At 39.0% G+C, this 12,776-nt stretch carries 13 protein-coding genes, 1 pseudogene and 1 riboswitch; of the genes and pseudogenes, 1 reads left to right on the top strand and 13 read right to left on the bottom strand.

Features of this window, described 5'->3' with window-relative positions:
- Positions 1-118: 118 nt before the first annotated feature.
- Positions 119-195: riboswitch (Fluoride riboswitch) on the bottom strand.
- From ACYQ35_RS11300 to dnaX, 11 genes are all read right to left on the bottom strand, one after another.
- Positions 191-910 carry a CvpA family protein gene (locus ACYQ35_RS11300; protein ID WP_009462392.1) on the bottom strand — a complete coding sequence of 240 codons (720 nt, stop codon included), beginning with the start codon at positions 908-910 and terminating at the stop codon, positions 191-193. (Overlaps the previous riboswitch by 5 nt.)
- Before the next feature lie 8 nt (positions 911-918).
- Positions 919-2,043 (bottom strand): DUF5711 family protein, encoded by a 1,125-nt coding sequence (locus ACYQ35_RS11295; RefSeq protein ID WP_009462393.1) that lies wholly within the window; start codon positions 2,041-2,043, stop codon positions 919-921.
- A gap of 52 nt (positions 2,044-2,095) precedes the next feature.
- Positions 2,096-3,091, bottom strand: a complete 996-nt coding sequence (locus tag ACYQ35_RS11290) for a LysM peptidoglycan-binding domain-containing protein (RefSeq protein WP_009462394.1) — start codon at positions 3,089-3,091, stop codon at positions 2,096-2,098.
- Positions 3,092-3,214: 123 nt separating this feature from the next.
- Positions 3,215-3,727, bottom strand: a complete 513-nt coding sequence (locus ACYQ35_RS11285; RefSeq protein ID WP_009462395.1) for an HD domain-containing protein — start codon at positions 3,725-3,727, stop codon at positions 3,215-3,217.
- Positions 3,728-3,783: 56 nt separating this feature from the next.
- Positions 3,784-4,722 (bottom strand): transketolase family protein, encoded by a 939-nt coding sequence (locus ACYQ35_RS11280; RefSeq protein WP_009462396.1) that lies wholly within the window; start codon positions 4,720-4,722, stop codon positions 3,784-3,786.
- The gene (locus ACYQ35_RS11275; protein WP_459833625.1) at positions 4,710-5,573 is read right to left on the bottom strand and encodes a transketolase; all 864 of its coding nucleotides are present in this window, start codon (positions 5,571-5,573) and stop codon (positions 4,710-4,712) included. Before ACYQ35_RS11275 ends, ACYQ35_RS11280 begins: the two co-directional genes overlap by 13 nt.
- A 40-nt stretch (positions 5,574-5,613) precedes the next feature.
- The gene (gene fsa / locus ACYQ35_RS11270; protein WP_459833619.1) at positions 5,614-6,267 is read right to left on the bottom strand and encodes a fructose-6-phosphate aldolase; all 654 of its coding nucleotides are present in this window, start codon (positions 6,265-6,267) and stop codon (positions 5,614-5,616) included.
- Between the two features lie 226 nt (positions 6,268-6,493).
- Positions 6,494-7,582, bottom strand: coding sequence for a LacI family DNA-binding transcriptional regulator (locus tag ACYQ35_RS11265; RefSeq protein ID WP_009462399.1), 1,089 nt, complete (start codon positions 7,580-7,582; stop codon positions 6,494-6,496).
- Between the two features lie 15 nt (positions 7,583-7,597).
- Positions 7,598-8,194, bottom strand: a complete 597-nt coding sequence (gene recR, locus ACYQ35_RS11260) for a recombination mediator RecR (RefSeq protein WP_009462400.1) — start codon at positions 8,192-8,194, stop codon at positions 7,598-7,600.
- 16 nt (positions 8,195-8,210) lie between these two features.
- Positions 8,211-8,564, bottom strand: coding sequence for a YbaB/EbfC family nucleoid-associated protein (locus tag ACYQ35_RS11255; protein ID WP_459833614.1), 354 nt, complete (start codon positions 8,562-8,564; stop codon positions 8,211-8,213).
- Positions 8,565-8,577: 13 nt separating this feature from the next.
- The gene (gene dnaX, locus ACYQ35_RS11250; RefSeq protein WP_459833611.1) at positions 8,578-10,128 is read right to left on the bottom strand and encodes a DNA polymerase III subunit gamma/tau; all 1,551 of its coding nucleotides are present in this window, start codon (positions 10,126-10,128) and stop codon (positions 8,578-8,580) included.
- Positions 10,129-10,288: 160 nt separating this feature from the next.
- On the opposite strand from dnaX, the gene ACYQ35_RS11245 reads away from it, so the two are divergent.
- Entirely contained in the window at positions 10,289-11,152 is an 864-nt protein-coding gene (locus ACYQ35_RS11245; RefSeq protein ID WP_009462403.1) for a methionyl aminopeptidase, read from the top strand.
- 49 nt (positions 11,153-11,201) lie between these two features.
- Here the strand turns inward: ACYQ35_RS11245 and ACYQ35_RS11240 are convergent, their stop codons facing one another.
- Together ACYQ35_RS11240 and tnpA are read right to left on the bottom strand one after the other, a co-directional pair.
- Positions 11,202-11,453 (bottom strand): hypothetical protein, encoded by a 252-nt coding sequence (locus tag ACYQ35_RS11240; RefSeq protein ID WP_009462404.1) that lies wholly within the window; start codon positions 11,451-11,453, stop codon positions 11,202-11,204.
- A gap of 719 nt (positions 11,454-12,172) precedes the next feature.
- Positions 12,173-12,580: pseudogene (tnpA, locus tag ACYQ35_RS11235) on the bottom strand (IS200/IS605 family transposase); the annotation flags it as partial.
- Positions 12,581-12,776 lie beyond the last annotated feature (196 nt).

Genomic DNA, 12,776 nt, shown 5'->3' with positions numbered 1-12,776 from the left:
CTTCTGTCAACATCTTTTTCAAATTTTCTTAACATTTTCTTATTATCAGTGTTTCCTTGAGTAATTCTTCCATACACTTTAACTCAACTAAGACGCAAAAAGCTGATAATTCCTGCATCTAAATGCAGAAGTCATCAGCTAAGATTAGAGATTTTAGTTTTATAACTAAGGGAGAACTTCATTCCCTCTATCACCTCAATTTTGTAACCCAATCCAGTATTACATTTTTCTCATATAAGAAGGTCAAAAATTCACTGTTTTCTATGCATCGGAAACACTCTTTTCCTATATCACTATTATACAATAGTGTAATAATAAGAAAAGCAATCCACACAAGAATAACCGCTATCAACCCTCCTACCGCTATTCCCGCCACGCGATTTAATCCATTGATAACCGGCAGCGCCGTTATAATATCCAAGGCAAATATAATCGCCCGTATAAAAATGGTAACAACAAGAAACGTAATCAGGAAGGAAATTATCTTAACAATAATATCCGACACATAGGCGCCTATATAATCCATAAAATTAGAAACACCCAACTGTTTATATGCCTCGTTATTATTATTTTCCATCAACCCTTTTTTCAAAAACTCCGGTATATCCGCCTTTTCTAAAATTTCCATCTGTTTTTGTCTCGGAAGTTCTATTTTATCCAAAGGAATTTCGCTTATATCTATATCCACACCTTCCGGTATCATCATAGAAATACATTTCTCCTTCACCATCTCATCAATGGGTGTCATCGCTACAATCGCCTTGCCTGTGTATGGTGTGAGAAAAATCACAAGTGCAAGGCTCGCAATCGTCGTACCAAATGACACAATAATTTTAATAAATCCTTTGGCGTAACCTATCGCCATACAGATGAAAAAAATAATCCCTACTCCAATTAACAACCAATTCATATTTTCTCCTAATTTGCAAGCCTGATTTCTTCTAAACCGTTTGCATTTATCACTAAGTATTTATTCACTCCAAATACAGAAATGATATTCGCTATATCATTTTCCATTTCTCCGTCAAATAAGCGTACTCCCGCTTTTGTAAGAATCTGACACTTCTTCCCGTCATACATGATGACCTGTCCGTCTTCTACTTTCACATTTTTATATTCCTGTTCAACTGTTTTCGACAGCAATTCTTTGCCGTTTTTATCATACAATTTTACGATGTAGTTTTTTTCATTTTTTAAAAGCATACCAATATACTCATCATCGTGAAATACATTTTGAATCTGCTCTTTGATCTGAACCGTCTGCTTTTTCTTCGGTTTTTCTTTACCCTCATAAATATGTAACTGATTATCAGAGACTACTGCCGATGTTTCGTTATCAAGGAAGAACACACTGGGCGCTATGGTGTTTTCATATTTTTCTTCCATAATAAGATGATTTTCCTTTTTCTCAGTTTTCTCGTCAAAACTGTAATAGGCAACTTTCGTGGTCATTTTGCCCTGCTCAATAAACAAATACGAAACTAAAAGTGTGTATCCGTCATCAGAAATGGCTGCGTCCAACGGATACCCTGTAGTTGTCGGTGATGTCACATGCTCTACGAGAAGATTTCCTTCCGCATCATAGCAGACAATTTTTGCGGAGACACCGTCTCTTAAAATCGCACTGACAATTCCCTGCCGTGAAACTTCCGCTTTCTCCACCGGAAGGCTTGTGTGAATCTCCCCCTTCACACCTTTACTTTGTAAAACAACTAAATCATTCGCTCCCTTATCTGCGATAACTGCAGATTTTTCACTTACACTGACAACCGGATTCTGCATCTGATAAGAAAAATTCCACCGTTCTTTTCCTTTCCTGTCTAAGAGTGCAACTCCGTCTTTACTGTATTTTAAAATACCGTCCGCAAATTCCGCATACTTCTCGCCATTGTCGCGCTCCAGAGTCACCGTGTTCAGAACACGAATGTTGTTATATGTTCTGTGTGTCAGAAAAATATAAATGCCAATTGCAGCAAAAAGAATCAGAGCGGCACCAATCAGCAGCAACTTTATTAAAAATTTTTTCTTTTTCTTCCCTTCCATTTATTTTCTCCCCTTTTGCTTTTGTATTTTATGATTATAGCATATTTTTTCTTTATGGCAGTAATAATTTTTGCCCGATATAAATTAAGTTTCCATTTTCCAAACCATTCATTTTACTGATTGCCTCTATATGTTGAGTATCGCCATATGCTTTTTTGCTGATTTTTTCTAATGTATCTCCCTTTTCTACAATATAAACGTTTTGCGCTTCCTCTTTCTTCTCTTCAGTTTTTTCTTCCTTTTTATTCTCTTCCTTCGCATGTACCTCTTCTTCTTTTCCCACTGAATTGGAGATAGTCTCTATCGCCGTCTGCACGGATTTCATTCGGTCATAATTATTAATCATCGTCACGCCGATAACCAGTATAACCAAGACAAGAAATGTTGCCGCTCCGTATGTCCACTTGCTTATTTCTTTTTTCTCCTGTTGCAGCATTTTGGTCTGCACTAAATCACGAAAACTCTTTGCAGCCCTATCCACAACAATTTCACTGGGTGTCACGCCAATCTTTTTGCGTGAAGAAATCATATAATTTTGCATGGACGGATTTTTTTCATAATAAATATAATGTCCGTTCATCTGCATTAAATCGTTAAATTTAGGGGCAAAATACATTTCATCTTTGCAGACAGGGTCTTTCAAAATAAAAATCCCCTTATCTTTCGCAAATATTTCCTGATGCACTTTCTTCAGGTTCCCGTTCATCGCAAAAGGAATGCCCGGTATGGCGGCAAACCAGCCGATAATTTCTCCGTTTTCAAAGAAAGTCTGACACACTTCACAGGCATTTCTCCACGTTTCTTCATTGACAAAGACACCATTTTCATCTTGTCCCAGTTCTTCCATCTGTATCGCACCATAAATATACTGGTACTCCAGTTCTTCCTCCCTGACAATATCTCCTATCAGAAATGCTCCCACCGGAATTTCCGCCTCTTTTTCACAGAGTTGATTCAAATATGTATCGACATAATCTTCCACATAAATTTTCAGAGAATCACTGACATTTCCTATCTGCCTTACATTTTTAGGAATTTTTCTTTCCATAACTATTCACCTCGTCCGCATATTTTTCTTCATACTAGCATATAGGAAACGCTGATTTTATCACATATTGTCATCTCTCCCCTGAAAAGTTTCGACTTTTTCATACAGAAAAAGACGGGATTTTTATTTTTCCCGCCTTTTCTCCCTTTTTCTTCTTTTACTGCTCTCGCATGCACCACAATACTTGTCGGTTAATGTCGTAATAAACCCTTCCTTTGTCTTCGGAAATCTGAAGAAAGTCACCGGCCACATGTGAGAATAAATAATATCTCTTTCTATATCATTCAGTTCAAAAAACTTTTCCGCATTTTTCAGCGCAGTCTTTGGGTGTGTCAACCCGTGAAACTTATCCCCCGTTTTTTTTGCGTGGGTGTGCCAATCATATAAAAACAAATCATGCAGCATTGCACCCCTTGCGGCAGATTTTGCGTCCAAGTGAAAAAATCGACACCATTGGTAATTGTAATACGCCACATTCATGCAGTGTTTGTAGCAACTTGTCGTTCCGTGATGAGGATATAATTTCATACGCAACACTACCGGGTGTTCCGCAATATCCTGTACACATTCATAGAAATCATATTTCCACTCTTCTCTTAATTTATATATTTTTTGAACTAGTTTTTCCCTTTTCATTTCGCCCTCGTTTACTAAAAATACACCTTAAGACCACGCCTTAAGGTGTATTTTCTTTATACAAATTCTTTTACTTTTTTATAAATGCTCTCCGCATCTAAACCATATTTTTTAATCAATTCCAATGCCGGACCTGATTCTCCGTACACGTCATTGATTCCGATTTTCATTACTTTTGCAGGCGCTTTTTCTGCGACAACGTCACATACCGCACTTCCAAGTCCGCCGATAACAGAATGTTCTTCTACCGTAACAAGTTTTCCTGTTTCTTTAGCCGCTTTTTCAATGATCTCTTCATCTAACGGTTTGATTGTGTGAATGTTAATCACTCTTACGGAAATTCCGTCTTTCTCCAACATTTCTGCCGCCTCAAGCGATTCAGAAACCGGAAGTCCCGTAGCGATAATCGTCACATCTTTGCCGTCTTTCAAAGTGATTCCTTTACCTAACTCAAATTTATATTCCTCATTGTCATTAATAACAGGCACTGCAAGTCTTCCAAAGCGAAGATACACCGGTCCGTGATGTTCGTAAGCCGCTTTTACCGCTGCTCTTGCTTCCACATCGTCCGAAGGATTGATGACAACCATTCCCGGAATTGTTCTCATCAAAGCAATATCTTCATTGCACTGGTGTGTCGCTCCGTCTTCCCCTACGGAAATTCCCGCATGAGTTGCCCCGATTTTTACATTTAATTTCGGATACCCTACAGAGTTACGAATCTGCTCAAAGGCACGTCCTGCCGCAAACATGGCAAACGAACTGGCAAACGGAACCATTCCCGTTGCCGCAAGTCCCGCTGCCACGCCAACCATATTACATTCCGCAATGCCGCAGTCAATATGACGCTCAGGGAAAACTTTTTGGAACATCGCCGTCTTTGTCGCCGCCGCCAAATCCGCGTCAAGCACTACAAGATCCTCATGTTCTTTTCCTAATTCTACTAAAGCATTACCATAACTTTCTCTCGTTGCAATTTTCTTTACATCTGACATAATGCTTCACCTACTTTCTCTAAATCTGCCATAGCAACCGCATACTGTTCCTCATTCGGAGCAGCGCCGTGCCATGAAGCCTGATTTTCCATAAAGGAAACATTTTTCCCTTTAATTGTTTTTGCAATGATTGCCGTCGGCTGTCCCTTTGTCTCTCTCGCTTCTTTGAACGCAGCGTCAAGAGCATCAAAATCGTGTCCGTCCACATTGATTACATGGAAATTAAACGCTTCAAACTTCTTGTCAATCGGATATGGCGAGTTGACTTCATCAATTGAACCGTCAATCTGAAGGTTATTGTTATCCACGATAACAACTAAATTATCTAAGTTGTGGTGTGCCGCAAGCATAGCCGCCTCCCAAACCTGTCCTTCCTGAATTTCTCCGTCACCTAACAATGTATACACACGGTAGTCTTTCTTTCTCAATTTTCCTGAGATTGCCATACCTACCGCCGCCGAAATTCCCTGTCCAAGCGAACCGCTTGACATATCCACTCCCGGAATATGTTTCATATCAGGGTGTCCCTGAAGATATGAGCCGACTTTTCTCAACGTTTTTAAATCTTCTACCGGAAAAAATCCTCTATTTGCCAATGCCGCATAATATCCCGGTGCTGTATGTCCCTTTGACAACACAAAACGATCCCTGTCATCTTTCTTCGGGTCAGCAGGATCTATATTCATCTCTTCAAAAAACAAATATGTGTAAATATCTGCAGCGGACAATGAACCGCCCGGGTGTCCCGATTTAGCATTATAAACTGCCGTTACCGCACCTTTACGAACTTCATTAGCAACTTTCATCAATTCTAATTTGTTCATTAGACTTGCCTCCTGTTTTCTTTCTATTCTATCCTATTCTATCCTACTTTTATGCCGGACGCAACTCCTATTCTCCAAATACCGCCCTGTAATCTGCCTGAAATTTCTCAATACCCTGGTCTGTAAGAGGGTGATGGATCATCTTCTCAAGCACTTTGTACGGCACCGTTGCAATATCCGCTCCCGCTAAAGCACAGTCCGTAACATGCATCGGATTTCTCACACTCGCCGCAATAATCTGTGTATCTATTCCCGCCACTGCAAAAATCTCCGCAATCTCCGAAATCAGGTCAACTCCCCTTACGGAAATATCGTCCAGACGTCCCAGGAATGGGGAAACATAAGTCGCTCCCGCTCTCGCTGCCAACAGCGCCTGATTGGCAGTGAAAATTAAAGTGACATTCGTCTTAATTCCTTCCAAACTCAAAACTTTGCACGCCTTCAGGCCCTCTTCCGTCATAGGTATCTTCACAACCATGTTTTTGTGAATCGCAGCAATCTTCCGTCCCTCTTCAATCATACCTTCTGCATCAACAGTTGTCGCTTTTACTTCCCCGCTAATCGCACCGTCCACAATAGTCGCAATCTCTGCCAGCACTTCCTCAAACACGCGACCTTCTTTTGCGATAAGTGACGGGTTTGTCGTCACACCACAAATAACACCCATGTCATTTGCTTTTTTAATCTCTTCTACCTTTGCCGTGTCAATAAAAAATTTCATCGTACTTCCTCCTTAAATACATTTGACTGCACATTTCGTTTCTTTGCTTATAACGTTATAACATAATAAAAAAAAGGTCAATAGACCTAAAAATTATTAATAATTTTCTTTATTAATAATTTCTATTATCTATAAACCTTTCTCTCTTTATACAACGAAAAACAGTTATTTTTCTCCTGTTCTTTTCACTTTCACCGGGAATATTATTAATAATCTTCTCAAAACATTAATTTACTTTTGCATAAGAAGTTGTTCCCCGCGGAATAACTTTCGGTTCGTATTCCACATGATATATACTCACAGGCTGTATTTCTGAATATTTTCCCGCCTGCGACAAAATCTTCTGCATAATAATATCACAGGCATCTCTTCCTTTATAAATCGCAAAGTGTTCTATCGTCGTCAAAGAAATCTTTTTCATTCTTGCAAACAGGGTATTGTCACACCCCATAACCGACATATCATTCGGAACTTTATATTTTTCTTCTTCCAACGCCTCCAAAATACCAAAAGCAATCATATCATTTAAGCCCACAATGGCGGTCAAATCTTTCTCTTCCTTCAGCAACTCCTTAGTCAGTTCATATCCTATGCGATATTCTGAATCAATGTCCTGCACATTCCTATCAAACTCCTCAGCAGCCGCTTTAACAATAACCGACCGGCTCAGTCCCCTCTTTTCAAACTCTTTTAAAAATCCATCTACACGTTTGAATCTCTGTTTCTGCCTTCTCGTCAAAGGAGGTGCAATGTACGCCACTTTCCTATGGCCCAATTCCAACAAATGTTTCGCCATCATTCTTCCCAGCTTCTCATTGTTCAACTCCACCGCATCTACTTTTAACTGTTCATTCTGATTATTAATAATAACAATAGGCACTCTTTCAGCCAACTGTTCCACCTGCTCCATGAAACAACTGCTCGGATTACACATATAAATAATTCCGGAAGGCTGTAACGTAGGCATCATTTTCAGATACCGTTCTTCCATTTTTAAATTCCTCCGGGTGTTACAGACAAAAAGTCCATATCCCTTTTCATTTGCTCTGGATTCAATTCCCTGAAGCAGCATAACATAATAAGGGTTTGTCAGATTTGGACAAAACGCTACCAGCATTTTTTCTTTTCTGCTGTTTTTCCTTATTTTCCGCTTAGGAACAGCATACCCGAGTCTGTTTGCCGTTTCTTCAACTCTCTTTACCGTTTCTTTGGAAAAAGATACATTGTACTTTTTATTTAGTATCATGGATACTGTCGATTGGGATACCCCCGCCTCTCTGGCAATATCAGAGGAAGTTATTTTCCTGTTCCCCATAACCGCTTCTCACTCCTACAGTTCTGTTCGTCCTTCCAACGCCCTTAGCAATGTCACCTCATCAATATATTCCAAATCTCCCCCGACAGGGACTCCGCTTGCAATTCTGCTCACCTTAATCCCTGTGGGTTTAATCAGTTTACTGATATACATAGCCGTCGTTTCTCCTTCAAGACTGGAATTTGTTGCAATAATCACTTCGTCCACATCACCCTGCAGACGTTCCATCAGTTCTTTCAGTTTAATGTCGCCCGGTCCGATTCCAAGCATGGGAGAAATCGCACCGTGAAGTACATGATACACTCCCCGGTATTTCCCCGTCTTCTCATAAGCAACTAAATCTCTCGTTGTCTCCACAACCATAATCGTCTTTTCATCTCGGCTGTCGTCACTGCAAATCGGACAAACTTCCCTGTCCGTCAAAGTATAACATTTTGAACAATAACGGACGTTGTTACGAGCCTCCACCATAGCATTCGCCATCTGTTCCACCTGTTCTTTCGGCATATGAATAATATGGAATGCCAGACGCTGTGCAGATTTTGCTCCTATTCCGGGAAGTCTTGAAAGTTCCTCTATCAATTTGCTTATCTGACTGCTATAATAATCCATTTCTATTTCCCCTAAACTAGAACGGCATTCCCGGCATTCCTCCGCCTAATCCGCCTGTAAGTTTTGCCATTGCAGATGAAGATTCCTCATCTACTTTGCGGAGCGCTTCATTTGCTGCCGCCATAATTAAATCTTCCAACATTTCAATATCATCAGGGTCAACTACTTCTTCCTGTAATTTTACTTTCGTAACCGCTCTTGTCCCTGATACAGTCACCTCTACGGCGCCTCCCCCGGCAGTTGCCGTAAATTCTTTTGATTCCATCTCTTTCGCCTGTTCTTCCATCTGACGCTGCATCTTCTGTGCCTGTTTCATTAAGTTCGCCACATTTCCAGGCATGCCTCCCGGAAATCCTCCACGTTTTGCCATATTAAAATCCTCCTTAATCTTCTATTGTAATGTCCATATGCACTACTTGTTCTATATCCACAAAACTTTCCTCAAATCTGCGCCCTTCCTCTATCTGACGCACCTCTATTGTAATCGCTTTGCCGATTCTGTTTTCAATCAATTCCGTCAACTCCCGCTTATGCTGTTCCTGTCTCACAAAATCTGCCGACAGTTCGTCCGGCAAAATAACAAGAAGTTTATTTTCTCCCCCAAGGCTTAGTCTTGCATTTTTCAAATATCCCTTCAAAAGCCCTGAAGTTTCATTCACGATTGAGCGGAAATTTTTCACAACCGCTTTTATCTCTTCCGGAATCGCTTTTTCCAACACCGGTTTCGGCATCGGTTCTCTCTTAGGTTCAGCCACTTCTCTGACAACCTGTATTTCCCCTGCCTGCTCCACCTTTTCTTCCACCGCACGAATGCGGTCAAGCAATGTATCCGGATTTGTCTCCATGGCAGGTTTACATAATTTAATCAATGTCACTTCCAACAAAATACGTTTCTGTACCGCATATTTTATCTGATTGGACAAATCCGAAAAAATGCGGATATAACGAAGAAGTATATCGACTTCTATCATTTCAGCCTCTTCTTTTAATTGCTGTAAATTTTCTGAGGAAACGTCAAGAACTTCCTCCATATTATCGGAAGTTTTTGCCAAAAGCAGATTTCTCAAATACCATGTGAAATCATTTACCATCTGTGTCAGTTCCCGCCCCTGCATCACCAGTTCTTCCACACTTTTCAGCACTGCAGGAACATCTCTTTTTAATATCTGACGGAGAAGCCGGCTGAACACGTCTGTATCCACCGCTCCAAGCACCTCAAGCACATGGGCATATGTCAGTTTCTGCCCGAGATAAAAAGCAATACACTGGTCCAAAAGGCTTAACGCATCTCTCATAGAGCCGTCTGCCATTTTCGCCACATAGCGAATTGCCTTCTCTTCCACTTCGACATTCTCTTCTGTCATCAGTTCCCTTAATCTATCTGCAATCGTATCAATACTGATTCTCTTAAAATCATATCTCTGACATCTGGACAGAATAGTAATCGGGATTTTATGCGCCTCCGTAGTCGCCAAAATAAAAATAACATACTCCGGTGGTTCTTCCAATGTCTTTAACAGTGCATTGAACGCTCCTATGGAAAGCATATGCACCTCGTCAATAATATAAACTTTATATTTTCCCTCGGTTGGCCTGTATGCAACTTCTTCACGGATTTCACGGATATTGTCCACACCGTTATTCGATGCCGCATCTATCTCAATCACATTCATCGATGCACCCGATGCGATGGAACGGCACATCTCGCATTTGCCACAGGGACTTCCATCTTCTGTATGCTGACAATTTACCGCCTTTGCAAAAATTTTGGCTACCGTTGTCTTTCCCGTTCCTCTTGTCCCGCAAAAAAGATAAGCATGTCCGATACGGTCTGCTTTTATCTGATTTTTTAATGTTGTCACAATATGGTCCTGCCCTTTGACATCATCAAATTCACTTGGACGAAACTTTCGATATAATGCTGTATACGACATATATCTTCTCTCCTTCCATGCTGACGCAAAATTGTCTGATTGACAACTCATTATAGCACGAATACAGGAATACAAACAAGATTTTTAATTTTCATTTTACCCGTGCCTTCTCGCAAAAAATGTTCTATAATAGAATAGAATGAAAAAAGGAGGAGTTAATATGGAAAGAAATGATGCCTGCTGGTGTGGCAGCGGTAAAAAATATAAAAAATGCCATATGTTTATTGATGAGAAAATCGCTTTACTGGAAGAGCAGGGGCATATCGTGCCAACCCGCGATATATTGAAAACTCCTGAACAGATTGAAGGAATCAAAAAAAGCGCTGAGTTAAATACTGCCGTACTGGACCACGTTGCAAAACATATTTGCGCAGGAATGAGTACCGCTGAAATTGATAAACTTGTATATGATTACACAACCGAACACGGTGGAATCCCTGCACCTCTTGGCTATGACGGTTTCCCAAAAAGTGTTTGTACATCGTTAAATAACGAAATCTGTCACGGAATCCCTGATGAAAATATCATTCTTGCGGAAGGAGATATTATCAACGTAGATGTTTCCACTATTTTAAACGGCTACTTTTCTGACGCTTCAAGAATGTTTACAATCGGAAAACTTTCCGAGCGGGCAGAGAAAATCGTTCGGGTTACGGAAGAATGTGTGGAAAGAGGCCTTGAAATGGCAAAACCTTGGGGACACTTAGGTGACATCGCAGATGCAATCAACTCTCACGCACAGGCTAATGGCTATTCTGTTGTAGAAGATATTGGAGGACACGGAATCGGACTTGAATTTCACGAAGACCCTTTTGTTAGTTACGTTACACCAAAAGGAAGTGAAATGGTACTCGTTCCGGGTATGATTTTCACTATTGAGCCAATGATAAACGAAGGCAGCCCTGATTTCTTTGTCGATGAAGATAATGGTTGGACAGTTTACACGGAAGATGACGGTTTATCCGCTCAGATTGAATATATGGTATTAATTACAGAAGACGGTGCTGAGGTACTGACGAAATAAAATTGTGGAGCATATCAATGATATGCTCCACAGTTTATAACAAGAATATTTATAGTAGTTTTCCGGTCTTTATTATCAACACTACCTGCAAAATCAAAGCAACAAACAATGCAAGAAATGAAATAAAGGTTGAAATTTTCCTGTTTTCTTTCCACTCACGAAACTCATCAAACGTTATCTTTGGTAAAAGAATGAGAAGAACAAGATTTATTGCTATCCAATTGCGAACCAGACCAACTCCAATAATAATATAGATTATAATATCAATGATATAAGGGAAATATTGTTTTATATTTTTCATAGCAATCCACCTCGCTTGTGTATGTAACTCTTGTTCTAATAAGGAACAAAATTGATACGCCTTATAACTAAAATATTTATAATTTTACGTTCCTGATTATCAACATTAACACAGTAATGAAATAAAGCAGTGTAACAAAAACTGAAAGATAATTTAAAAATGTCTTTTTTTCTTTCCGCTCACAAAACAAATTAAACAACAGCCCTAGAAAAATAATAAAAAAACAGCATTTTCCGGCAGCCAGTGATAAACTAAAATAGTTCCAATAATAATCACAACTATTAGATTAACTATTAGAGATAAATATTGTTTTTTATTTTTCATAGCAATCCACCTCTCCTCGTATATGAAACTCTTGCTTTAATAAGGGACAACTTTCACTCCACCGTTTATAAAGTTAGACTTATTTTATATGGTCATTTCAATAATTGCAAGAAAATAATGTGTTTGAATTGCATTTTATAAAAACAATTTTAATTTTATTTCCAATATATGAATAAACACTTATTTTTTTCTTAAGAAGAATTATAATTTCTTTGTACATTTACCACCTATAATCCAAATAACACTATTAGCAGTTAAAGTCAAGACCACCGGCTTAGCCGGTGGCTTGCTTTGACCCTATAAGGGTCTATTACCGGCACTGGAGTCTAAAGACTCGCCGAAATAGGTTCGCCAAGCGCAACATCATTTACCCACTAAGCCCTAAAGGGCTTATTTTATTTGTTAGGTTTTACTGGCTCACCCGTGAACGGGTCAATATACTCTTTCAGTGTCATCTGATCATATTCCAAATCTTCTTGTAGCTGATTTACTATATATTCCTGTATTTTCTTTGCATTTTTCCCTACCGTATCTACATAATATCCTCGACACCAGAAATGTCTATTTCCATATTTATATTTCAAATTTGCATGTCTTTCAAATATCATGAGTGTACTTTTTCCTTTTAAGTACCCTACAAAGTACGATACACTTATGCTCGGTGGAATTTCTACTAGCATGTGTACATGATCTGGACATATTTCCGCTTCTACAATTTTTACACCTTTTCTCTTACATAACATACTCAAAATATTTGCAATGTCCTGCTTTATTTTTCCATATGCTACTTTTCTTCTATTTTTTTTTTCTTTTTCTTTTTTTTTCTTTCTTTTCCTTTTTTTTTTTTTTTTTCTTTTTCTTTCCTTCTTTTTTCTTTCTTTTTTTTTTTTTTCTTTTTTCTTTCCTTTCTTTTCTTTTTTCTCTTTTTTTTTTTTTCTTTTTTTTTTTTCTCCTCTTTTTCTCTTTCTTCTCTTTTTTTCTTTCTCTTTTTCTCTTCTC

The organism is Faecalimonas hominis, from assembly GCF_054660755.1.
Note: the sequence above shows the minus strand (reverse complement) of the source record. Positions and strands in the feature narration are given on the sequence as shown.